This window comes from Arthrobacter sp. P1_B3 (assembly GCF_056406615.1).
Window position 1 is genome coordinate 457,391 of sequence record NZ_JBFTZV010000005.1, and the last position, 23,300, is coordinate 480,690.

Below are 23,300 nucleotides of genomic sequence, written 5' to 3' on the forward strand. Positions count from 1 at the left end.
TTTCTTAGTCAACTAGGCTCCTGCCGGTCAGGCGCAGGAAGACGTCTTCGAGCGAGGAGCGGCGGACCAGCGACGTGACGGGACGCAGGCCCCGGGCGGAGACCTGCTCCAGGGCGGCCTCGCCGTCGTGGGCGTAGATGAGCACCCGGTCCGGCAGGGTCTCGAGGCGTTCGCCGATGCCTTCGAGCTCCGCGCCGACGCTCGCATTGCGCTCCGAGCCGAAGCGCAGTTCAAGGACCTCCCGGGTGGAATATTCCCGGATCAGGCTGGCCGGGGATCCTTCGGCCATGATCTTGCCCTTGTCCACCACGATCAGGCGGTCGCACAGCTGCTCGGCCTCGTCCATGTAGTGCGTCGTGAGGATCAGGGTGACTCCCTGTTCCTTGAGCCGGAACAGGCGGTCCCAGAGGATGTGCCGCGCCTGCGGGTCCAGGCCGGTCGTCGGCTCGTCCAGCAGCAGGATCCGGGGCTCGTTGATCAGGGAGCGGGCGATCGTCAGGCGGCGCTTCATGCCGCCGGACAGGGCGTCCACCTTGGACTTGGCCTTGTCGGTGAGCTGGGCGAATTCGAGCAGCTCGTCGGCCTTGGGTTTGAGGTAGCTCATGGGCAGGCCGAAATAGCGGCCGTACACCAGCAGGTTGTCCCGGACTTTCAGTTCCTCGTCCAGGTTGTCCTGCTGCGGCACTACGCCCAGGTGCGCGCGGACTTCCGGCCCGTGCTGTTCGGGGTCCAGGCCCATGATGCTCAGGCTGCCGGAAGTGCGCTGCGAGACCCCGCCGATCATCTTCATCGTGGTGGACTTGCCGGCACCGTTGGGGCCCAGCAGGCCGAAGGCTTCCCCGGCGGGGACGCGGAAGGAGATGCCGTCGACGGCGGTGACGTCACCGTAGCGTTTGGTGAGGTTCTCGGCGGTGATGACGTACTGCGGAGCGGCGCCAGAGGGGCTGCTCACGCGTGATTCTTTAGAGGCAAGTTCGGACACCCGCACTACGGTAGTGGATCCCCGCAAACTATGAAAGAGTCTTTTCGTAAAAACTCCTGACGTATCCGTTCCGTTATGCCCGCCGGCGGTGAAACGTGCGCAATCCTGCGGTGGTTGGGCCTGCCGGAGCCCGGCCCAACCACCGCAGCCTCAGGCGAGCCCGGAGTGGCTTTCCTGTGCCAAGTGGCGTTCCGCGGTCTCCACCACGTTGGCGAGCAGCATGGCGCGGGTCATAGGGCCCACTCCCCCGGGGTTCGGCGAGAGCCATGCGGCGACGTCGGCCGCAGCGGGGTCCACGTCGCCGGTGACCACGGCCTTGCCGTTGCCGTCGTCGACCCGGCTGACGCCGACGTCGAGCACGATCGCGCCGGGCTTGAGGTCCCCGGCCTTGATCATGTGCGGTTGCCCGGCGGCGGCGATCACGACGTCGGCCTGCCGCAGTTCCGCCGGCAGGTCCACCGTTCCGGTGTGGGCCAGGATGACCGTGGCATTGACGTCCTTGCGGGTCAGCAGCAGACCCACCGGGCGGCCGATGGTGACGCCGCGGCCCACCACGAGGACGCGCTTGCCGTTCAGGTCGATCCCGTGCCGGGTCAGCAGCTCCACGCAGCCCTTGGGCGTGCAGGGCAGCGGGGATTTCATGGGTCCGCTGACGTTGGCCACGAGCCGGCCCAGGTTCATCGGGTGCAGGCCGTCGGCGTCCTTCTCGGGATCCATGGCCTCCAGGATGACGTCCTGGTCGATGTGCTTGGGCAGCGGCAGCTGGACGATGTAGCCGGTGCATTCCGGGTTCTCGTTGAGCTCGCGGACCACGGCCAGGAGTTCGTCCTGCGTCGTCTCTTCCGGCAGGTCGCGGCGGATGGACGTGATGCCCACCTCGGCGCAGTCCTTGTGCTTTCCGCCGACATACCAGGTACTGCCGGGGTCGGAGCCCACCAGGATGGTGCCCAGTCCGGGAGTGATGCCCTTGGCCTTGAGTGCGGCCACGCGCCCGCTCAGCTCGGCCTTGATGGCGGCGGCGGTAGCCGTGCCGTCAAGGATCTGCGCTGTTCTTGCAGTCTTAGTAGAAGTCATGGACTACCACTGCTCGTGCTGCGGGTACAGCGGGAAGTCGGCGGCGAGCTTGTCCACGCGGGCCTGCAGGGACTCGATCTCCGTGGCAGCGCCGGACTTCAGCGCGGTGGCGATGATGTCGGCGACCTCGGTGAACTCCTCGGCGCCGAAGCCGCGGGTGGCCAGGGCCGGGGTGCCGATGCGCAGGCCGGAGGTGACCATCGGCGGGCGGGGATCGAACGGCACGGCGTTGCGGTTGACGGTGATGCCCACCGAGTGCAGGAGGTCCTCGGCCTGCTGGCCGTCCAGCTGGGAGTTGCGCAGGTCCACCAGGACCAGGTGCACGTCGGTGCCGCCGGTCAGGACCGAGACGCCGGCGTCGGCGACGTCGGCCTGGCCGAGGCGCTCGGCGATGATCTTGGCGCCTTCGAGCACGCGTTCCTGGCGCTCCTTGAATTCCTCCGTGCCGGCGATCTTGAAGGCCACGGCCTTCGCGGCGATCACGTGCATGAGCGGGCCGCCCTGCTGGCCGGGGAACACCGCGGAATTAAGCTTCTTGGCCCATTCCTGCTTGGCCAGGATCACACCGGAGCGCGGGCCGGACAGCGTCTTGTGCACCGTGGAGGTCACGACGTCGGAGTACGGGACCGGGCTCGGGTGCAGTCCGGCGGCGACGAGGCCGGCGAAGTGCGCCATGTCGGTCCAGAGCAGGGCACCGACCTCGTCGGCGATCGAGCGGAAGGCAGCGAAATCGAGGTGCCGCGGGTAGGCGGACCAGCCGGCGATGATCACCTGGGGCTTTTCGGCGATGGCCTGTTCGCGCAGCTTGTCCATGTCGATCCGGAAGTTGTCTTCCTCGACCTGGTAGGCGGCCACGTTGTAGAGCTTGCCGGAGAAGTTCAGCTTCATGCCGTGGGTGAGGTGCCCGCCGTGGGCCAGGGAGAGGCCCAGGATCTTGTCGCCCGGGGTGATCATGGCGGCGAGCGCTGCGGCGTTGGCCTGCGCGCCCGAGTGCGGCTGCACGTTGGCGTATTCGGCGCCAAAGAGTTCCTTGACGCGGTCGATCGCGAGCTGCTCGGCGACGTCGACGTACTCACAGCCGCCGTAGTAGCGGCGTCCCGGGTAGCCCTCGGCGTACTTGTTGGTCAGGACGGAGCCCTGCGCTTCCATCACGGCGCGCGGGGCGAAGTTCTCGGAGGCGATCATTTCCAGGGTGCCGCGCTGGCGGCCAAGTTCCTGGGCAAGTACGGCGGCGATTTCCGGGTCGAGTTCGGCCAGCGGCTGGTTGCTCACGGCGGCTGAGGTGGCGGTGGTAGTAGTCACGAGGAACTCCTGGTAGGCAACGGGTACGGCTATTGGTCAGGCTACCGGCTGGCCCGTTGCGCCGCCCTATGATTACGGGCCCCTTGACAGCGGACCGCGGCAGCGGCGGTTAGCACCCCGTGCGGGCGCCAGCAACGGTACGGCAGCGGTGATGCTGCCGACCGGTAAGACATGACCCTCGGCCCAGGCGTACGATCCGTGGTCTTCGTGAGTGCCGCTCCCTGATGGTTAGCCATCCAACGCCAGTTGCGACGGGTTAACACTACCAAAACCCTTTCAAAACTGCCCTTGAAGCGAAGGTAGGCTGGTCTTCGTGACTGACGAGAACCTGACTGCCTCCTACATCCTGACCCTGTCGTGCCCTGACCGGCCAGGCATCGTGCATGCCGTCGCCGGAGCCCTGCTGGTGGCGGGCTGCAATATTACCGACTCCCAGCAGTACGGCAGCCAGGGCACGGGCACCTTCTTCATGCGGGTGGAGGCGACGACGGCGGCGGCCCAGGCGGAGCTGCAGGCGGCACTTGAGCCCGTGGCGCAGGCCTTCGGGATGCAGTGGAGCCTCAACCCCGCCGGCCGGAAGGTCCGCACCCTGCTGATGGCCAGCACGTCAGCCCACTGCCTGAATGACCTGTTGTTCCTGCAGCGCTCCGGCACCCTGCCGATCGAGATTCCGGCCATCGTGTCCAACCACCGCGACCTTGAGGGTTTGGCGGAGTTCTACGGCATCCCGTTCCACCACATCCCCGTCACCGCGGACACCAAGGTCCAGGCCGAGGACGCCCTCCGGCTCCTGATGAAGGAGCACGACGTCGAACTCACCGTCCTCGCCCGGTATATGCAGATCATCTCTGACGAGCTCTGCACCGAGCTCACGGGCAAGGCCATCAACATCCATCACTCGTTCCTGCCCTCCTTCAAGGGCGCCAGGCCCTACCACCAGGCGCATGCCCGCGGAGTGAAGCTCATCGGCGCCACGGCACACTACGTCACGGCCGCCCTGGACGAGGGACCGATCATCGAGCAGGAAGTGATCCGGGTGGACCACCGGCGCACCGCGGAACAGTTCGTCCAGATGGGCCGCGACGTGGAGGGCCGCACCCTCGCCCAGGCCGTGCAGTGGCATGCCGAGCACCGCGTCCTGCTCGACGGCAACCGGACGGTTGTCTTTAACTGAAACCGGTTCTTCACTAGAGCTATGGAACCCACCCGCAGGGACCGGCTCGAATCGTTCGTGGCGCTGTTGAAGAACGAGGGCAGGCACGCAGTGCTGGGGCTGGATTGCGGCCCGGGCACCGACGGGCTGCATTTTGTGCAGTCCGGCATCCATTTCACCGGCGTCGACCGGTCCGAGGAGAACATCCACATCGCCCGGGCTCACGGGCTGGAGGCCTCCGTGGCGGGCCCGGCATCGCTGCCGTTCGCCGATGCCGCGTTTTCCTCGGTGTGGGCGGTGGACGCTTTGGCGGGCCTGGCCCCGGAGGAGTGGGACGACGTCGTCCGCGAACTTGGCCGGGTGGCGGAACCGGGCGCGCCGATCGCCGTCGTGCTCCCCGTCCCCGACCCGCGCCGCGAGGGCGGCAGCCGCGGTGAGGGCTTCACGGTCCTCCGCTCCCCCGCCTGAAAAACACCCGTTGCGCTATCACTTGTGGTGGTTCTCAGCGCCCCGTAAGGACCACATCTGATAGCGCAACGGCCTCGTCTGGGCTCAGGGACGCTGGACGCTGCGCATGTAGCCGCCCAGGAAGCCGCCAACAACCAGCAGGATGGCGCCCACCCGGGCCAGAGCGACGCCGAGACGGTGCCGCTCCCGGCGCCGGGCATGCCAGGACGCCAGGAAGATCAGCGTCGCGACGAGATTGGCGCCGGCATGGACGACGCCGATGCGGCGCGTGGTGTGGTCGGCCCGCGCCCACTCCGCCCAGCCGCTGAGCCCCGCCGGGGCCGCGGCGACGACGCCGAGGCCCACCAGCCGCCGGGCCGCCAGACGCGAGCCATCGTCCGGGAAGAGGTCCAGGAACATCGCCATGAACCATGCACCCAAGGGCACGCGGGTGAGGATGACGTGCGGCGGGATGCCGGTGGCATCACCGTGAAAGAAGCTCCGGAGCCGGGCGTCGGCGATAAGCCGGGAAGCCAGCGGCTCCGCGGTCCGGACGGCCGGGTCAAGAGTTTCGGCCTCCCCCAAGCGTTTCATCAGCTGCAGGAACATTTCGGCCACCTCCAGTAGGGCGTGGGAATGGCCCCGATCCTACTCAGCGCCGCCCCGCCCGCAAGAGGCTCATGTCCTAGGCTGGTGGCATGGCTCCCCTCTACGCATTCGCCGGCACCGCTCCGGCCGTCCATGACTCCGCCTTCATCGCCCCCACGGCGTCCGTGATCGGCAACGCCGCCCTGGCCGAGAACTCGAGCGCCTTCTACGGCGTCTGTGTCCGCGCCGACACCGCCGCCATCACCGTGGGCGCCGGCAGCAATCTGCAGGACAACGTGGTGCTGCACGCCGACCCCGGCTTCCCCTGCACCGTCGGCGCTCGGGTCAGCGTCGGCCACAGCGCCGTGGTCCACGGCTGCACCGTCGAGGACGACTGCCTGATCGGCATGAGCGCCACCATCCTCAACGGGGCGGTGATCGGCGCCGGCTCCCTCATCGCCGCCGGTGCCGTGGTGCTGGAGGGCACTGTCATCCCGCCCCGCTCGCTCGTAGCCGGAGTTCCGGCCAAAGTCCGGCGCGAGCTCAGCGACGAGGAGTTCGCGGGCGTCCAGCACAACGCCGCCCACTACCAGGAACTGGCACGCGCGCACCGCGAACTGCACGGCGCCTGAGATAGCGGACTGAGCGGTCCAATCTGACCGACCCGGCCGCTCAGCCCCCCGGTCGCGGTGCTCAGTCCAGCGCGATCGGGCCCAGCTCGGACAGCAGCTCGCCCGGTCCGGGGTTCCCCGTCGGGGTCCGGCCGCCGAGGTGGTTGACCACACCCCAGACCGCGTTCAGGCCGGTGGTGACGGCGCCCTCGGCCCAGCCGGCGGTGAACGAAACGTCGTCGCCGGCGAGGAAGATCCCGCGCTGTTCGTCGGGCAGCGCGTCCTGCTTGAAGTGGGTGAACAGCCGCTGCTGGTAGCGGTAGTGCCCCGGCAGGTTGGCTTTGAAGGCGCCCATGAAGTTGGGGTCGGCCTCCCACGAGACGGTGATCGGCTGGCCCACGATGTGGCTGGCGATGTCGACGCCGGGGTAGATCTGCTCCAGCGAGTGCAGCATGAGCTCCGCCCGCTCGTCCGCGTCGAGCGAGAGCCACTTCAGCGCGTCGTCGTTCCACGTGTAAGACAGCAGGATTACGGCGGGCTTGTCCGGGCCGTTGTCCAGCAGGTACGTGGCTCGGTTCAGCCGGTCGGTCAGCGTCATGGACAGGACCTCGCGGCCCGTTGCAGGGTCGATGTCCTTCCAGAACGGCCGGTCCACCATGACGAAAGTCTTGGAGGACTGCATGTAGTGCGAGCGTTCGATCGCCGTCCACAGCTCGGCGGGGAACAGGGTTTCGTCGGTGTGGATCCGTGTCGACAGCAGCCAGGACTGGCATGTGGTCACCACCGCCGGGTAGGCGGATTCGCGTCCCCAGCGTTCGCGGATCCGGAAGTCTCCGCTGCCGTCGCGGGCGATGCGCTCCACGGCGCCCCGCGGCGCACCCGCGTGCAGGGATGCCAGGGACGTGCCGTCAGGCCAGTGGGCCATGCCCGACGGCGTGTGCTCCCACAGCGCCTCGGGGAGCCGCTGCGCGCCGCCGGCGATGAGCCGGTGCTGGTCATCGGCGTCGGTGTAGACGACCCGGAGGATTTCGAGGATGGAGTTGGGGAAGTCGGTGTCCCAGCCGCCGGTGCCGAAGCCAACCTGTCCGAACGCCTCGCGGTGGGCGAAGCCGGCCTCCTTGAAGGAGTCGCTGCCGGCGATGAAGCCATAGAACGTCTGCTCGTCCAGCTCCGGGAGCAGCGCGTTCCACAGTTCCTTGATCCGGGCGGTGTCCCGGGCCCGGATGGCCTCCTGCATCTCGGCGAACCGGGCGCCATCGTTCACGGCCGCCTTCCACGCGTCCGCCACCTCGAGGAAGAACGGGGGCAGGTCCGCCGCGGTCTCGGCGTAGTGCTTCTCGCCCGCGAGCTCGATCACCGTGCTGGAGGTGGCCGGTGCCAGCGGGTTGGGGAACTCCTGGGTCTCGAGTCCGAGCAGGTCCACATAGTGATGGAAGGCCTTGCCGGAGACCGGGAAACGCATGCCGCCGAGGTCCGCCACGATGCCCGGCGCGGACGGGAAGCTGGCGGTCCTCAGCCGGCCACCGATCCTGTCGGCCTCGTAGACCACCGGCCGCAGGCCCAGCTTCATGAGTTCATAGGCGGTCACCAGCCCCGACAGGCCGGCACCGACGACGGCGACCTCCGTCCCGTAGAGTTCGGGCGGCAGCGACCCCAGGCCGTCGGGGTGGGCGAGGTAGTGGTCGTAGCTGAACGGGAAATCCGGATTCAGCATGGTGATGGGCGCCTCGACCGGACGGTGGCCGGCCAGGCTGTCTGCCGGGGTGAAAGCCGGTTCGGGGGCCGGCAGTTCGGTGGCGGTGGTCATGAGATTTCTGCCTTCAGTTCCTGGGTTGTGGTGGTGGTGGCGGGTTGGCGGCTTGATAGTTCACGGTATTCCTCGTGGCTCAGGGCGGCCACCCTTGAGTTCTTCCGGCCATAGCCGAAGTAGGCGGCCAGGCCCACGAGCATCCAAACACCGAAGACCACCCAGGTCCCGGCGCCGAGGTTGGCCATGAGGTAGGCGCACATGAGGGCGCCCAGAATCGGCGTCAGCGGAAAGAGCGGGACGCGGAAGCTGCGCGTGAGCTCCGGCCGGGTCCGCCGCAGGTAGATGACTGCCACGTTGACCAGGGCGAACGCGAACAGGGTGCCGATGCTGGTGGCGTCCGCGAGGGCACCCAGCGGCACCAGGCCGGCAGTCAGTGCGACGGCGGTGCCCACAATCAGGGTTCCGGCAACCGGTGTGCCCGTCCGGGCCGAGACCCGGCCGAAGACCCTGGGGACCAGGCCGTCCCGCGACATCGAGAGCAGGATCCGGGTCTGCCCGTAGAGGACGGTCAGCACGATGCTGGCGATGGCAAGCACGGCGCCGACGGCGAACACCACGCCAACCCACGGCTGGCCGGTGATTTCCTCGAGGATCTTCACGAGGGCGGCTTCGGTGCCGTCGAACCAGCCCCAGGGGCGGGCGCCGATGGCGGCGACGGCGACGAGCACGTAGATGCTGGTGACGATCAGCATGGAGAGCAGGATGGCCCGCGGGAGATCGCGCTTGGGGTTGCGGGCTTCCTCGCCAGCCGTGGAGGCGGCGTCGAAGCCGATGTAGGAGAAGAAGACCCTGGAGGCCGCGGCCGAGACGCCGGCGGCGCCCATCGGCATGAGGGGTTCGAAGTGTCCGCCGTTGAAGGCGGTGAAGGCCACGGCGCAGAAGAACAGCAGAATGCCGACCTTGACCAGGACGATCGCCGTGTTGATCCAGGCGCTCTCCTTGGCACCGCGGATCAACAGCATCATGGCCAGGACCACAATGACGATCGCGGGCACATTCAACACCCCGCCGGCTCCCGGCGGCTGCGACATGGCGTCCGGGAGCGCCAGACCGAAGACCGCCAGGGCCTCGTTGACGTACTGGCCCGCGCCGACCGCGACGGCGGCCACGGAGACGGCGTATTCCAGGACCAGGCACCAGCCGCAGATCCAGGCCATGCCCTCGCCCATGGTGGCGTAGGTGTAGGAGTAGCTGGAACCGGCGGCGGGCACCAGGCCGGCCATCTCCGCATAGGACACGGCGGAGAGCAGGGCTGCGAGTCCGGCAATGGCAAAGGAGATCCAGATGGCCGGGCCGGCGAGCGGCACCGATTCGCCCAGGATCACCAGGATGCCGGTGCCAAGCGTGGCGCCGACGCTGATCATGGTCAGCTGCAGCACGCCGAAGCTGCGGACCAGCTGCGTGCCGCCGTGCCCGGTTTCGGCCTCGCTGACCAGCTGCCCGATCGGCTTGCGGCGCAGGAGCTGGGTGGCGAGCCCGGGACGGCCGGCGGCGGCCGGCGGGCGTTCCCCGATCAGAGTTGGCACAGTCATCGTTGACGTCCTTATCTTCAGTAGTGGTCGGTTTCCCCTGACCACCCTAGGCATGTGAGCCACCTCTCATGGTTGTGCAAAATGACCTGTATTCTTCAGACATGAGACTTAATGCACCGCAGGCCCGGCGTCCTGCCCGGCGGCCGGCCCGGCTGGACGGGGGCCGCGGCCGTGGCTGCTGAGGACTCCGAGCGGTTTGGTTTCGTCACGCTGCCACAGTTCCTGCGCCAGCTGCCGGAGCTCGGCGTCCTGCACGACGGCGGCAACGGGGACGAGCGCCTGCGCTGGGTGGAGCCGAGCGAGCTGGATGATCCGACCCCTTACCTGCTCGACGGCGAATTCCTGCTCACCGCCGGCCTGCCGTTCGTGGGTGATGGTGGCAGCGAGGAGGCGGTGGACGCCTACGTGCTGCGCCTGGTCGGGGCCCGCGTCGGCGCCCTCGGCTTTGGCCTGGAACCCTACTTCGAGGCCGTGCCGGATACCGTGGTTAGGGCCTGTCGGCGGCACAACCTGACCCTGGTGTCCATCCCGGGGACCATCCCGTTCGCCGCGCTGGGACTCGCGTTCTCCCGGCTCCTTGAGTCGGACAACGCCAAGACCTTCCGCCAACTGGCCGACACCAATCGGCAGCTCATGCGGGCGGTCTTGTCTGCACGCCCCGAGCACGAGCTCCTCGCGGCCCTGGTGCAGCGCGTCCCGGTCTGGGCCGTGCTGGTCGGGGCGGACGGGCGGGTGCGTGCCCGGGGCTCGGGCGGCTCCCCCGGCCCGCACTCCGCGCACTCCGTTGCCGGCACCGTGCCGGGCGTTGATTCCGCCGCCTTGCAGCCGCTGTTGGCCCGGCTGCTCGCCGGCAGCGGCCCCCGGGTGGAGATGGATTCATTCGACGCGGCAGGCTCATCCCTGGTCTTCGGGTATCCGCTGCGCAGCACCCGGGACGCCAACCTCGGCGCGCTCGTCCTAGGCACGGACGCCCCGCTGACCCCGGCCCAGAACAACGTGGTCTCCACCGCCGTCGGGCTGCTGGAACTGCTGGTCCGCCAGCGCACCAGCGGTTCCCTGGCCCCTAGCCAGCTTGCCACGGCGCTGCTGTTGCATCCGGAGAGCGTGGCGTCGGGAACTGCACGGCAGGTCAACGGGTTGAAGGACCTGCTGGCACAAAGCCTTTCCTCCACCCGGTCCGGCCATTTGCGGGTGGTCCAGGGCATCCGGGTGGACGCCGCCGCGGGCAGCGACCGGGCGGCGGGCGGACCGCGCCAGACGGGCGAGGGCCCGGTGCGGGAGCTGCTGGAATGGCGCAGGCTGTTCGACACCAAACTGGTGGAGCACACCGACTACGGCTTTGCCGCCATCACCCGGCTCAAGGTCGACGACGCCTTGCTCGCCGAGGTGGAGCGGCTCGGCTGGCGCCTGGTAATCGGCAGCGGCACCGAATTCTCGGGCCTGGCGGGCGCCTACCAGGACGCCTCCTCGCTGCGCAACCGGGTGCTGACCAGCCGCCGAAGCGTCCGGGCGGACGACGTGACTTGGTCCGTGACGGGCCTGCTGGGTTCCGAGGCCGGCACCATGCTGGCGGACCGCCTGCTCGCACCGGTGCTCGCGCTGGAACCGGAGCGCCGCGACACCCTGCTGGGCATCCTGCGGGCCTGGCTTGGTGAGAACGGCAGCTGGGACGCCACGGCGAAGGCCACGGCGCTGCATCGCAACAGCGTCCGCCGGCAGATCGGCGTCATCGGCGAGCTGCTGGGCCTGGATCTCAATCGGGCCCAGGCCCGCGCGGAGCTGTGGATCGCCCTCCAGTACATCGCCCATCAGGACCAGGGCGGACCCGAGTTGCCCGACGCAGTATCCCCGGGAGGCGCCCCGGTCGCTGCTGCCGTCGCGGCCGCTTCACCCGATACCGGACCTCCCGCGGGTCAGATGCCCCAGGAACGGTAGACGTCCGGGCGGCGGTCGCGCAGGTAGGCGACGGCGTCATCCGCGTCGTCTGCCCCGTCCGCATCATCCGTCCTGTCCGCGTCGGCGCGCACAGCTCCTCCCAGCTCGGCAAAGAGCAGTTCCGTCCCGGGGCCGGCCGCGGCCAGGACCGTGCCGTCCGCGCCCGCCACGATGCTGCCGCCGCGGAAGTCGTAGCCTTCCTCCGAGCCGGTGTGGTTGGCGTACGCCACTGTCAGCTGGTTCTCCAGCGCCCTGGCCCGGACCAATACGTTCGGCACCGCGTCGAACCCGCCGGCGAGTGCGGTCGGCACCAGCAGCAGTTCGGCGCCGCGCACGGCGGCGGCCCGTGCGGACTCGGGAAACTCGATGTCGTAGCAAATGACCAGGGCAGTTTTGAGCCCGTGGAAGTCGACGACGCCAGGGGCTGCCGCGGCCGGCGCAAACGCTGCGCGTTCCTCGGGGCCGAACAGGTGCACCTTGTCGTAAGTGAGCAGTTCGTCGCCGGACGCGTCAACCAGGGTGGCGGAAATGTGCCACTCCCCCGCCGGCGTTACGGCGGGGAGGCTGTAGACCAGGGCAATGTTGTGGCGCCGGGCGATGCCGGCCAGGGCCTCCCGGAGCGCAGGCAGCGTGCCGGGATCGAAGGCTGACCGCAGCCGGCGCGGCGCATAGCCCACGGGGAAAAGCTCCGGGGTCAGCAGCAGCTGCGCACCAGCGGCGGACGCTTCGCGCGCCGCCGCCTCCACCGCGGCGCAGTTCGCCTTCGCATCCAGCACGGCGGCGTTCGCCTGCATCAGGGCCAGCAGCACCATTACCACCTCACGACTCTCGGGGTACCTCCGCAGGAGCACTGCGGACTCTCTGCTCCCAGAGTAGCCGCGGCCGGGGAAGCCGCATTTGGTGCATTTCCACCCAGCCAGCCGGCGAACGGGGCGGAACGTCCCGGCGGTCAAGACCGGGAGGGCCGGCGGCCCGTCGCGTCCCCGGAAACCCAGACGGCCGTTATCAATGCGTTAACTTCTTGACTACAAGCCGCCGATGCGTCACGCTTCATAGCATGCCCTCACCAACGCGCTCAACGAGGAGCCGAACCAAGAACCCCGGATCGCAGTCCGCCCTCCGGCATCTGAACCAGCAGCGGATCATCGAATGCCTCCTCGCGGGCCCCTCCACGCAAGCGGAACTGGCCCGCCAGACAGGGCTATCGACGGCCACTGTTTCGAACATCGTCAAGATCATGCAGGACGCCGGGCTGGCCTCCACTGAACCGATTACCAGCTCAGGGCGGCGCGCCCTGAACGTCCGGCTCAACAGCAACGGGGCCGTCGCGGTGGGGATCGATTTTGGCCGGCGGCACCTGCGCGTCGTACTGGCCTCGCTCAGCTACCACGTGATCGCCGAACAGTCGGTCCTGCTGCCCCTGGGCCACCACGCCGAGGAGGGCATCCAGGCCGCCGTCGGCGTGTTGGACCGATTGCTCGCGGACAGCGGCGTGGAGCGCAGCGCCCTGGTCGGTGCCGGCGTAGGAATTCCCGGCCCCATCGACCGCCGCACCGGCACCGTGGCGCAGGGCGCGATCCTGCCCGAATGGGTGGGCATCAACATCCTCAAACGCCTCGAAGAAGCGCTGGAACTGCCTGTATTCGTGGACAATGACGCCAACCTGGGCGCCCTCTCCGAGGTCACGTGGGGACCGCACAGCGGCATCAGCAACCTGATGTTCCTCAAGATCGGCTCGGGCATCGGCGCGGGGCTGATCCTCAACGGCATCCCCTACTACGGCAACGTCGGCATCACGGGCGAAATCGGCCATGCCACAATCCACGAGCACGGGCTGATCTGCCGGTGCGGGAACCGCGGCTGCCTGGAAACGATAGCCTCCACCACCACCATGATCGAGCTCCTGAGCCGCGGTGAGGACCGGCCGCTCACGCCCGGGGACATCGTGCGCAAGGCCCTGGAGCGGGACTCCGCGACGCTCCGTGTGGTGGACGACGCCGGGCTCGCCGTCGGGCGCGCCCTGGGCAACGTGGCGAACCTGATCAACCCCGAAGTGATCGTGGTCGGCGGCCCACTGGCGGGGCTTGGCGAACTCCTTTTGGACCCGATCCGGCGCGGCCTGATCCGCCACGCCGTGCCGGTCATCGGCGAGACAACCACCCTCACAATGTCGTCCCTGGGCGACCGGGCGGAGGCCCTCGGGGCCACGGCTTTGGTCTTCCAGCACGCCGGAATCCGGCGTAACTAACCATTTCGTTATCCGCCCGTTGCGTTAAAGACTTGACGACAAGGGCGTGATCCAGTTTACTTTTCCATCAGACGGCCCTGCGGTTTGCAGGGGCGGACAACGAAGTCATGCATTGGAGGCGTAAGGGCAGATGACGTCCCTCAACACGCACAGTGATCCGCTAATTCTCGAGATGCGCTCCATCACCAAGGAATTCCCCGGCGTTAAAGCTTTGGCCGATGTAAGCCTGCGGGTGAAGGCCGGCGAGATCCACGCCATCTGCGGTGAGAACGGCGCCGGGAAATCGACCCTGATGAAGGTGCTCTCGGGGGTATACCCGTTCGGCACCTACACCGGCGACATCGTGTACCAGAACGAGGTCCAGGAGTTCAAGGACATCCGGGCCAGCGAACACGCCGGAATCGTGATCATCCACCAGGAACTCGCGCTCATCCCCGAGCTGTCGATCATGGAGAACATCTTCCTCGGCAACGAGCCCACCAAGCGCGGCGTGATCGACTGGGCCGAGGCCCGGACCCGCTCCACCGAGCTGCTGGCCCGGGTGGGGTTGCGCGAGGACCCGGACACCCCGATCAAGGAGATCGGCGTCGGCAAGCAGCAGCTGGTCGAGATCGCCAAGGCCCTGAACAAGTCGGTGAAGCTCCTGATCCTGGACGAGCCCACGGCCGCGCTGAACGAGTCCGACTCCCAGCACCTGCTGGACCTCATGCTGGGCCTGAAGGGCCGCGGCATCACCTCGATCATCATTTCGCACAAGCTCAACGAGATCGAACAGATCGCGGATGAGATCACGATCATCCGCGACGGCAAGTCGATCGAGACCCTGAATGTCAAGGCCGACGGCGTCGACGAGGACCGCATCATCAAGGGCATGGTGGGCCGGACGCTGGAATCCCGGTTCCCGGATCACGAGCCGAAGATCGGCGATGTCCTCTTCGAGGTCAAGAACTGGAACGTCGGGCACCCGGCGATCCAGGACCGCCTGGTCTGCAAGAACTCCAGCTTCTTCGTCCGCCGCGGCGAGATCGTCGGGTTCGCGGGCCTGATGGGGGCCGGGCGCACCGAGCTGGCCCGGTCCGTGTTCGGCCGCTCCTACGGCCGCTTCATCTCGGGCCACGTCTACAAAGACGGCAAGGAGCTGCAGCTCAAAAGCGTCCGCCAGGCGATCGACGCCGGGCTGGGCTACGTCACGGAGGACCGCAAGTCCCTGGGCCTGAACCTGCTGGACGACATCAAGGCCACGACCGTCTCGGCGAACCTGCGCAAGATCAGCAAGCACTTCGTGGTGGACGCGAACAAGGAATACGCCGTCGCGGAGGAATATCGGAAGGCGCTGCGGACCAAGACGCCCTCCGTGGAGGAAGGCGTCGCGAAGCTCTCCGGCGGCAACCAGCAGAAGGTCGTGCTGGCGAAGTGGATGTTTACCGACCCGGACGTGCTGATCCTGGACGAGCCGACCCGCGGGATCGACGTCGGGGCCAAGTACGAGATCTACGGCATCATCCAGAAGCTGGCCAACGAGGGCAAGGCAGTGATCGTCATTTCCTCGGAGCTGCCCGAGCTGCTGGGCCTCTCGGACCGGATCTACACGATCTTCGAAGGCGCCATCACCGGCGTGCTGGACAAAGACCAAGCCAGCCAGGAAAGCCTCATGAAACTCATGACGTCCGCCCGCAAAACCGCCTGACCCTGTGGGACCAACCAGAACAATCCGAACACCCCGGACACAAGGAATGAAACAATGAACGCGCTCAAGAAGCTCTTTGGCGGCAACACCCGCCAATTCGGCATGATCTTCGCCCTGGTTGCGCTGATCGTGTTCTTCGAGATTTTCACGGAGGGCCGCACGCTCACGTCGGGCAACGTCATCAACCTCTTCAACGGCAACTCCTACATCCTGATCCTCGCCATCGGCATGGTGCTGGTCATCATCGCCGGCCACATCGATCTCTCCGTCGGTTCCGTCGCGGCCTTCGTGGGCGTCTGTGTGTCCCTCTTCATCCGCGACTGGGGAATGCCTTGGTACATCGGCGTCCTGATGGGGCTGGGGCTGGGCGTCCTGATCGGGGCCTGGCAGGGATACTGGGTGGCCTACGTCGGCATTCCCGCGTTCATCGTGACGCTGTCCGGCATGCTGATCTTCCGCGGCGCCAACCAGTTTGTCGGCAAGTCGAACACCATCCCGGTCCCTGCGGATTTCCAGTACATCGGCTCCGGCTACCTGCCCGAGTTTGGCCCGAATACCGGCTACAACAACCCCACCATGCTCATTGGCCTGCTCGCCGTCGCGTTCGTGATCTTCAGCGAGATCCGGTCCCGCCGGAACGCCAAGAAGCTCGGCGCCGAGGTCTCCGAAACCTGGGTCATGGTCCTGAAGCTGGTGCTCGTCTCCGGCGCCATCCTCTACGCCACCTACCTCTTCGCCACCGGCCGGCCGGGCACGTCCTTCCCGGTGCCGGGCCTGATCCTCGCGGTCCTGATCCTCGTATACGGCTTCATCTCCTCCAAGACCGTCATCGGCCGCCACATCTACGCGGTCGGCGGCAACCGGCACGCTGCCGAGCTCTCCGGTGTCCAGTCCAAGAAGGTCAACTTCCTGGTCATGATGAACATGTCCTTCCTGGCCGGCCTCGCCGGCATGATCTTCGTCGGCCGCTCCACCGCCTCGGGACCGTTCGACGGCGTCGGCTGGGAACTGGACGCCATCGCGGCCGTGTTCATCGGCGGCGCCGCGGTCACCGGCGGCGTGGGCACTGTGATCGGCTCGATCATCGGCGGCCTGGTCATGGCCGTCCTGAACAACGGCCTGCAGCTCATGGGCGTCGGCGCCGACCTCACCCAGATCATCAAGGGCCTGGTGCTCCTGATCGCCGTCGCGTTCGACGTCTACAACAAGACCCAGGGCAAGACATCGATCGTCGGCATGCTCATGAAGAACTTCGGCCGCAGCAGCGAGATCAAGGCCGACGAGACGACCCAAACCAAAGAGGTCATCTCGAGGGGCATCTGATCTACTCCGGCCGGTCCACAATTCCCACATTTCTCCGCACACCATCAAAAGAAAGTGAACCAAGCAATGCGAATGATTGGTAAAGCAGGAAAGGCAGCAGCGATCGCTGCTATTGCGGCACTGGCGCTGACAGCCTGCGGCCGTTCCGACACCGGGACCACCGGCGGTTCGACCACTGGAGGCGAAGCATTCCCGAAGGGCTCCTCGATCGGCGTCGCACTCCCGCAGAAGACCTCCGAAAACTGGGTCCTGGCGGAGCAGCTGTTCAACGACGGCCTCACCGCGGCAGGCTACAAGCCGGACGTGCAGTTCGCCAACGGCGGCGTTTCTGAACAGCAGAACCAGATCAGCGCCATGATCACCAAGGGCGCCAAGGTCATCATCGTCGGCGCCATCGACGGCGCGCAGCTGGGCACCCAGCTCAAGCAGGCCAAGGACGCCGGCGCCACGATCATCGCCTACGACCGTCTGCTCCTGAACACCGAGAACGTGGACTACTACGTGGCCTACGACAACTTCAAGGTCGGTGAACTCCAGGGCAAGGCGCTGCTGGACGGCATGAAGGCCAAGAAGCCGGAAGGCCCGTACAACATCGAACTCTTCGCAGGTTCCCCTGATGACGCCAACGCGAAGGTCTTCTTCGACGGCGCCATGAGCGTCCTGAAGCCGAAGATGGACGACGGCACACTGAAGGTGCTCTCGGGCCAGACGACCTTCGAGCAGGCCGTTACCCAGGGCTGGAAGGCCGAGAACGCCCAGAAGCGCATGGACACCCTGCTCGCCGGAACCTACGGCAGCGCCCCGCTCGACGGCGTGCTGTCCCCGAACGACACCCTGGCCCGCGCGATCATCACCTCCGTCAAGGCCGCCGGCAAGCCGATTCCGGTTGTCACAGGCCAGGACTCCGAGGTTGAGTCGGTCAAGTCCATCATGGCGGGCGAGCAGTACTCCACCATCAACAAGGACACCCGCGCGCTCGTTGAGCACTCGATCGTCATGGTCAACGACATCCAGGCAGGCAAGAAGCCGGAGATCAACGACGACAAGTCCTACAACAACACGGTCAAGGTTGTTCCCGCGTACCTGCTGGAGCCGGTCATCGTGACCCAGGAAAACGTCCACACTGCCTACGTCAACGATCCGGTACTCGGACCGATCACCAAGCAGTAGTACCCGTCTAGGCGCCAGCTGCACCGGCGCAGGCGAGACAACAGAGCCCCGGCTCCCCCGCAAGGGAGGGCCGGGGCTCTTGCGTTGGCCGTGACCCGCGCCGGCTCTCACCGTGGCGGTGGCGCTGCCTCCGGCAACTTGGCTTCACAGCGCAGACATAGCTTCGCCGGGACGTTCGCACAGCGGCCCGTACCACTGTGGGACCAGCGCCGGGCATCGGGTTCCGGCAAGTGGCACCCCAGAGACACCCAAAAAATTAGGAGTACCGTGAGCGTTCTTGCCCGGAGTGTAGGCAATGCCTTCCGAAACAAGGTCAGGACCGCCGCCGTGGTGGCCGTGCTGGCCGTAGCCATCGGACTTGCCCTGGCCATGCTCGTGGCCAACCAGGCCGTCACAGGCAAGGTCGCCGAACTGAACGCCTCGGTGGGCACGGTCCTGACCGTGAACCCGGCCGGCGGCCAGGGTTTCGAAGGCGGCGGCGAGCCGCTGACCTCGGCACAGGCGGCCACGGCGGCGGCCGTCCCCAACGTCAGCAGCGTGGTCGGCACCAAGGCACTGCGCCTGCGCAACGCCGCAGAAATTGCCGCCGAGGCGGCCGCGGGCCAGACAGGACGGACAGGCCAAGGCGGCCCCGGCGGGCAGTCTGCCACCTCTGTCACCACGAGCCTCACGGCCGCCGTCGACGCCGGAACTCTCGGCAACCGAAACCAAGAGACTTCCGGGACAGCGGGCAGCACAAGCGGCACCACGGGCAGTACCACTGCGGCCGCGCCGGCGTTCTCGCTGCCCATCACCGCAACGGGCATCGACGCCGAGATGGACTCCACCGGCAAGGCCCTGCAGTTGACGCAAGGCACCGGTCTGGGCAACTACACCGCCGCGTCCACCGGCGCCCTGCTGGGCACCACCCTGGCCACCAAGAACGGCCTCAGCGTGGGCTCGACGTTCACCATCCAGGACCAGACCTTCACTGTCCAGGGACTGTTCGACTCCGGCACCGCCTTCGGCAACAACGCCCTCTATGTAACGCTTCCGACCGCCCAGACCCTCGCCGCGCTGCCGGACGAACTCTCCACCATGATCGTCACGGTCAACAGCATGGAAAACGTCGACGCCGCCAAGACCGCCCTGCAGGCGGCGCTCGGCGCCGACAAGGCCGACGTCACCCAGGGGCAGCGGAACCTTGAGACTGCCGTCAGCTCGCTGGACAGCGTCAAGAATATTTCCTTCATCGCCTTCGTCGCGGCCCTTGGCACCGCCGGGCTGATCATCCTCCTGATCATGGTCATGCTGGTCCGCGAACGCCGCCGCGAGATCGGCGTCCTGAAGGCCATCGGCGCCCCAAACCGCACCATCGGCCTGCAGTTTGTGCTGGAGGCCCTCGTGCTGGTGGCACTGGGCAGCGTGGTGGGCGCCGCCGTCGCCTCCCTTGCCAGCGGCGGCATCGCCAGCGCCCTCATCAGCTCAAGCAGCACCACGAGCGCGGCAACCGCCCAGCGCGGCGGTCCCGGCGGTTTCCCGGGCGGGCCGGGCGGCCCGCTCGGCGGGGCCAGCCAGCTGCTGACCTCCGTGACGGCGAGCGCCTCCCCCGGCGTCATTGCCGCGGGCATCGCCGCGGTCTTCGGCGTCGCCATCATCGGGGCCCTGGTGCCGGCCCTGCTCACCGCCCGCATCCGTCCCATCGAAGTCCTCCGAGGAGAATAGCCATGATCGAAGTCAAGAACCTGGTCCGCACGTTCAAGTCCGGCGACCGGACCATCAAGCCGGTCAACGACGTCAGCTTCGAGCTCGAACAGGGCGCGCTGGCCTCGATCGTGGGCAAGAGCGGCAGCGGCAAAAGCACCCTGCTCTCCCTGCTCGGTGCCTTGGACAAGCCCACCAGCGGCGATGTGGTGGTCAACGGCGTGAGCCTGGCCACCATGCCGGACGGGAAGCTGACCAACTACCGGCGCCGGGACATCGGATTCGTGTTCCAGCAGTTCAACCTGATCCCGAATCTCTCGGCCGTGGACAACGTGATGCTGCCGATGGAGTTTGCCGGCGTGCGCAAGGGCGTCCGGGCCGAGCGGGCCCGGCAGCTGCTCGAACAGGTCCAGCTCGATCCGTACAAGCACGTGCGGCGCATCAACCGGCTCTCCGGCGGCGAGCAGCAGCGGGTCGCGATTGCCCGGGCGCTGGCGAACGAACCCAAGCTGATCCTGGCCGATGAACCCACCGGCAACCTGGACGAGCAGACCGGCGAGCACATCATCGAGCTCCTCAGCACGCTCAGCCGGGACCACAACACCACCATCCTCGTGGTCACCCACGACCGCGCCCTGGCCAACAAGACGGACCGGCGCTTCCGGCTCCAGCAGGGCCGGCTCACGGAGGAACCGGTACGGACCCGTGCGACGGCGGCCGTAACCGGCTGAGGCCGGCCGGGCTGACGCCCACCCGGCTGAGGCCCGCCCGGCGCCGCCCCGCGGGCGGTCCTTCCGGGGCCGTCCGCGGTTTCGGCGTCGAGCCTCCTGAACTGAACCTCCTTGCGCGCTGAACCTCACGCGTGCCGGGCCTGCAACACCGCGGCCCTTCCGCCCCCGGGTGAGAAGATGGCATCATGTCTGACCTCATCGCGAAACCGTGGCTGTTCAGCCAGCCTGACCAGGATCCCCGCACAGCCACCGGCGCCAGGCTGCGCTGGGGAATCATCGCCACCGGAGGGATCGCCGCTGCGCTCACCCGTGACCTTGAACTTCTGGCGGATGCGGAACTGTACGCCGTCAGTTCCCGCACCCAAGCGGCGGCCGATGCCTTCGCGGCCGACTACGGCTTTGTCCGCGCCTACGGTGACCGGGACGGCGTCAGCGGTTATGCCCGCCTGCTCGCGGACGACGGCGTCGACGTCGTCTATGTCGCCACGCCACACGCCCACCACCACGAGATCGCCCTTGCCGCCCTCAACGCCGGCAAGCATGTGCTGTGCGAGAAGGCCCTGACCGTCAACGCCCGGGAAGCCGCCGAGCTGATTGCGGCGGCCCGGGCAAAGGGCCTGTTCCTGATGGAGGCGGTGTGGAGCCGGTTCCTGCCCAGCATGCAGCGGGCGTTTGAGATCGCTGCCTCGGGCGAGATCGGCGCGGTCAAGTGGGTGGGCGCCGATCTCGGCTTTCCGGCGCCGTACTCGCCCGCCTCCCGGCTCTGGGCGCCCAAGGACGGCGGCGGCGCCCTGCTGGACCTGACGGTCTACCCGCTGCTTTGGGCGCTTGGCACCCTGGGGTTCCCGCAAACCGTCAGCGCCACCGGTTGGCTCAATGACGACGGCGTGGACGCCCAAAACGCCTTGACGCTCGGCTACCACCACGGCGGGCAAGCCCAGCTGACATCCTCTTTGCTGGCGCACGGGCCCCGAACGGCCACCGTCGCCGGCAGCCAGGGCTTCCTGCAGACGTCCGGCTCCATTAACAACCCCAAGGAACTGCTGGTCAGGATCGGCTTCGACGATCCCCGGACCGAGCGGTTCGCGGTGGTCGGGCGCGGCTACACCTACGAACTGCGCGAGGTCACGCGGTGCATCCAGCACGGACTCACCGAGAGCCCGGTTATGCCGCTGGAGGACTCCCTGAACACCATGCGGCTATTCGACGGTGTGCGCGCGCAACTCGGGGTGACCTACCCGAACGACGCCCACTGACCACGTCCCACTTTCCACGTCCCACAGGCACCGGATCCGACGCCTTCCGAGTGTCTCGGTATGCCTACAGTTTCGGTTCCGCTCTGGACTCTCCCGTTGGGGCCGACTTACCCTGTAGGCAATCGTCCAGTTTTCCGGGAGCGGGGGTGCGCGCATGGATCCAGCAGCAGCGTCCTCCCGCGCGGGCCGCACCCTGCGCCCCTTGCGCCATGTGCTGTTGGCCGCCGTCGCCGGTGCCGCGTGGCTGACCCTCTCCGGCACGGCCGCACAGGCGGATGACGCGTGCACGTTCTCCGGGACAGCCGACGACGCCGGCGAGAGATCGGCGGTCGCCGACTGCACGGACGCCGACGACCTCCCTGTTCCCTCCCTCGACGGCCCGGTCTCCGTGGACATCGCTCCGGTACCGCCCAGCACCTGGTCCGCTGGTGCCGTTCCTGGCCCGAGGCCAGATATCGCGGACGTTGATCCCGCCGACGCCGACGAGCCTGCGCAGGCGGACCCGGGCTCGGCGGCCCAGGTTCCGGACTCGGCACCGCCCGCCACAGGGCCGGCGGCAGTCGACCCGGCGCTCCCTGCTCCGGCAGTGACCCCGCCCGTGGTGGACCCCGGCGTCCCCGGTGTGGATCCTGCCGTCCCGGACCCCGGCGTTGTCCCACCGGTTGTTGACCCACCGGTTGTTGACCCACCGGTTGTTGACCCACCGGTTGTTGACCCCGCGGCACCGGATCCCGGCGTTGTTCCGCCGGTTGCAGACCCCACGCTTCCGATTACCGATCCGGCTGGCCCACTGCCCGGTGACCCGGCAGCCGTCCCTCCAGGCGGCGTCGTTCCGGGCGAGGTCCAAACGGGGACGCCGGCGGGCACGCCGGCAGCCGCCGACGGCGCATCGTCGTCGGCCGGCACTCCCACCGCGGGTAGCGCAAAAGCAGACACCGCGAAGGCAGCATCATCAACGCAGCCGGCGCCCGCTACCACCGGTCCCACTGCGGCCCGTCCCCTCGAGGCGTACCATCCCCCGGTCACCCCAGTAACCTACGCGCCCTTGCTGCTGCCTGAGCCCCGTGCGGCGGCGCCTGTCCGGCCTGGCGCTGCCCCTGCGGCCGACCCCCCTGCCGGGACTGGTGAACCGCCGGTTCCCTCCGGCAACCCGGGCCCGAGCCCATGGCATGGCGGCACGGACCTGCCTGCCCCGGAAGCGCTCCCGCCTGCTCCGGGCTCGGGGTCCGGCAGCGGGCACTGCGCCAACGGACCTGCCGGAACAGCTGCGTGGATGCCCAGCCTGTTCTTCTACCTGCCCACCATCGGGGCTGACCCCATCGGCGGTCCGCTCCAGCACGAGTACTCAGCCGTATGCGCTGATCCTGGTTCTTCTCCTGACTAGTCGGGCCGTCTCTGCCTCCACAGAGCACGGCCCCTCGGGCTGCCTTGGCCGCCCACAGTCACCCAGGAGAATCCCCCATGGACTCGACCGTCCACCGCCGGGTATCCGGCACCCCAATTCCCGCCCGCCTGACCCCGTCAGCGCCTTCGCCCTCCACGCCTTCGCCATCCACGCCTTCGCCGTCCACGCCCGGGCTGGCCACGCCCGGGCTGGCCCGGGAAGGACTGGCCCAAGGACGGCGCCCTCCCTCGCACCCTGAGCGCTCCGGTCCGCAGCCGCGCCCCGGCTGCAAACCCCGCCCGCCCTAACGCATGCCACCGCTCCCATCAAGGTGCTGTAACCGCCGGAGCGAGGTCGTTGGGTCCGCTGGGGGACCCAACGGCA

At 67.9% G+C, this 23,300-nt stretch carries 19 protein-coding genes; 12 read left to right on the forward strand and 7 right to left on the reverse strand.

Annotation, left to right across the window (positions count from 1 at the left end; genetic code table 11):
• Positions 1 to 4: 4 nt before the first annotated feature.
• The 3 genes from AC1D2F_RS08760 to glyA all read right to left on the reverse strand — a co-directional run bounded on the left by AC1D2F_RS08760 (position 5) and on the right by glyA (position 3,358).
• On the reverse strand, positions 5 to 952 hold the full coding sequence (locus AC1D2F_RS08760) for an ABC transporter ATP-binding protein (RefSeq protein WP_229992917.1): 948 nt from the start codon (positions 950 to 952) through the stop codon (positions 5 to 7).
• Between the two features lie 180 nt (positions 953 to 1,132).
• Positions 1,133 to 2,056: a bifunctional methylenetetrahydrofolate dehydrogenase/methenyltetrahydrofolate cyclohydrolase gene (locus tag AC1D2F_RS08765; protein ID WP_229992918.1), complete on the reverse strand. Its 924-nt coding sequence runs from the start codon at positions 2,054 to 2,056 to the stop codon at positions 1,133 to 1,135.
• 3 nt (positions 2,057 to 2,059) lie between these two features.
• Complete coding sequence (gene glyA, locus AC1D2F_RS08770) at positions 2,060 to 3,358, reverse strand: serine hydroxymethyltransferase (protein WP_290369333.1); 1,299 nt, start codon at positions 3,356 to 3,358, stop codon at positions 2,060 to 2,062.
• 313 nt (positions 3,359 to 3,671) lie between these two features.
• On the opposite strand from glyA, the gene purU reads away from it, so the two are divergent.
• A complete protein-coding gene (gene purU, locus AC1D2F_RS08775) occupies positions 3,672 to 4,532 on the forward strand; it encodes a formyltetrahydrofolate deformylase (protein ID WP_364747198.1) in 861 nt (286 codons plus the stop codon).
• A 21-nt stretch (positions 4,533 to 4,553) separates the two neighbouring features.
• A complete protein-coding gene (locus tag AC1D2F_RS08780) occupies positions 4,554 to 4,979 on the forward strand; it encodes a class I SAM-dependent methyltransferase (RefSeq protein ID WP_476966550.1) in 426 nt (141 codons plus the stop codon).
• An 84-nt stretch (positions 4,980 to 5,063) separates the two neighbouring features.
• Here the strand turns inward: AC1D2F_RS08780 and AC1D2F_RS08785 are convergent, their stop codons facing one another.
• Positions 5,064 to 5,567 carry a hypothetical protein gene (locus tag AC1D2F_RS08785; protein WP_229992921.1) on the reverse strand — a complete coding sequence of 168 codons (504 nt, stop codon included), beginning with the start codon at positions 5,565 to 5,567 and terminating at the stop codon, positions 5,064 to 5,066.
• 89 nt (positions 5,568 to 5,656) lie between these two features.
• On the opposite strand from AC1D2F_RS08785, the gene AC1D2F_RS08790 reads away from it, so the two are divergent.
• Positions 5,657 to 6,178, forward strand: a complete 522-nt coding sequence (locus AC1D2F_RS08790) for a gamma carbonic anhydrase family protein (protein WP_229992922.1) — start codon at positions 5,657 to 5,659, stop codon at positions 6,176 to 6,178.
• 61 nt (positions 6,179 to 6,239) lie between these two features.
• On the opposite strand, the gene AC1D2F_RS08795 is transcribed toward AC1D2F_RS08790, so the two are convergent.
• Together AC1D2F_RS08795 and AC1D2F_RS08800 are read right to left on the reverse strand one after the other, a co-directional pair.
• Entirely contained in the window at positions 6,240 to 7,964 is a 1,725-nt protein-coding gene (locus AC1D2F_RS08795) for a flavin monoamine oxidase family protein (protein WP_364747196.1), read from the reverse strand.
• Complete coding sequence (locus AC1D2F_RS08800; RefSeq protein WP_229992924.1) at positions 7,961 to 9,499, reverse strand: amino acid permease; 1,539 nt, start codon at positions 9,497 to 9,499, stop codon at positions 7,961 to 7,963. Before AC1D2F_RS08800 ends, AC1D2F_RS08795 begins: the two co-directional genes overlap by 4 nt.
• Positions 9,500 to 9,610: 111 nt before the next feature.
• Between AC1D2F_RS08800 and AC1D2F_RS08805 the strand changes: the two genes are divergently transcribed.
• Positions 9,611 to 11,434, forward strand: coding sequence for a PucR family transcriptional regulator (locus AC1D2F_RS08805; protein WP_229992925.1), 1,824 nt, complete (start codon positions 9,611 to 9,613; stop codon positions 11,432 to 11,434).
• On the opposite strand, the gene AC1D2F_RS08810 is transcribed toward AC1D2F_RS08805, so the two are convergent.
• On the reverse strand, positions 11,413 to 12,246 hold the full coding sequence (locus AC1D2F_RS08810; protein ID WP_229992940.1) for a nitrilase-related carbon-nitrogen hydrolase: 834 nt from the start codon (positions 12,244 to 12,246) through the stop codon (positions 11,413 to 11,415). The two genes, AC1D2F_RS08805 and AC1D2F_RS08810, sit on opposite strands and share 22 nt — an antisense overlap.
• A 245-nt stretch (positions 12,247 to 12,491) precedes the next feature.
• Here AC1D2F_RS08810 and AC1D2F_RS08815 point away from each other — a divergent pair, with 245 nt between their 5' ends.
• From AC1D2F_RS08815 to AC1D2F_RS08850, 8 genes are all read left to right on the forward strand, one after another.
• Complete coding sequence (locus tag AC1D2F_RS08815) at positions 12,492 to 13,682, forward strand: ROK family transcriptional regulator (RefSeq protein WP_229992926.1); 1,191 nt, start codon at positions 12,492 to 12,494, stop codon at positions 13,680 to 13,682.
• A 130-nt stretch (positions 13,683 to 13,812) separates the two neighbouring features.
• The gene (gene mmsA, locus AC1D2F_RS08820; protein WP_229992927.1) at positions 13,813 to 15,369 is read left to right on the forward strand and encodes a multiple monosaccharide ABC transporter ATP-binding protein; all 1,557 of its coding nucleotides are present in this window, start codon (positions 13,813 to 13,815) and stop codon (positions 15,367 to 15,369) included.
• Positions 15,370 to 15,423: 54 nt separating this feature from the next.
• Positions 15,424 to 16,692, forward strand: coding sequence for a multiple monosaccharide ABC transporter permease (gene mmsB, locus AC1D2F_RS08825; protein WP_229992928.1), 1,269 nt, complete (start codon positions 15,424 to 15,426; stop codon positions 16,690 to 16,692).
• Between the two features lie 66 nt (positions 16,693 to 16,758).
• On the forward strand, positions 16,759 to 17,862 hold the full coding sequence (locus AC1D2F_RS08830) for a substrate-binding domain-containing protein (protein ID WP_229992929.1): 1,104 nt from the start codon (positions 16,759 to 16,761) through the stop codon (positions 17,860 to 17,862).
• A 267-nt stretch (positions 17,863 to 18,129) separates the two neighbouring features.
• Positions 18,130 to 19,566 (forward strand): ABC transporter permease, encoded by a 1,437-nt coding sequence (locus tag AC1D2F_RS08835; RefSeq protein ID WP_476966551.1) that lies wholly within the window; start codon positions 18,130 to 18,132, stop codon positions 19,564 to 19,566.
• Between the two features lie 2 nt (positions 19,567 to 19,568).
• Entirely contained in the window at positions 19,569 to 20,276 is a 708-nt protein-coding gene (locus tag AC1D2F_RS08840; protein WP_229992931.1) for an ABC transporter ATP-binding protein, read from the forward strand.
• Between the two features lie 185 nt (positions 20,277 to 20,461).
• Positions 20,462 to 21,532, forward strand: coding sequence for a Gfo/Idh/MocA family protein (locus AC1D2F_RS08845; protein ID WP_229992932.1), 1,071 nt, complete (start codon positions 20,462 to 20,464; stop codon positions 21,530 to 21,532).
• 154 nt (positions 21,533 to 21,686) lie between these two features.
• The gene (locus AC1D2F_RS08850; protein ID WP_229992933.1) at positions 21,687 to 22,916 is read left to right on the forward strand and encodes a hypothetical protein; all 1,230 of its coding nucleotides are present in this window, start codon (positions 21,687 to 21,689) and stop codon (positions 22,914 to 22,916) included.
• Positions 22,917 to 23,300: the final 384 nt, after the last annotated feature.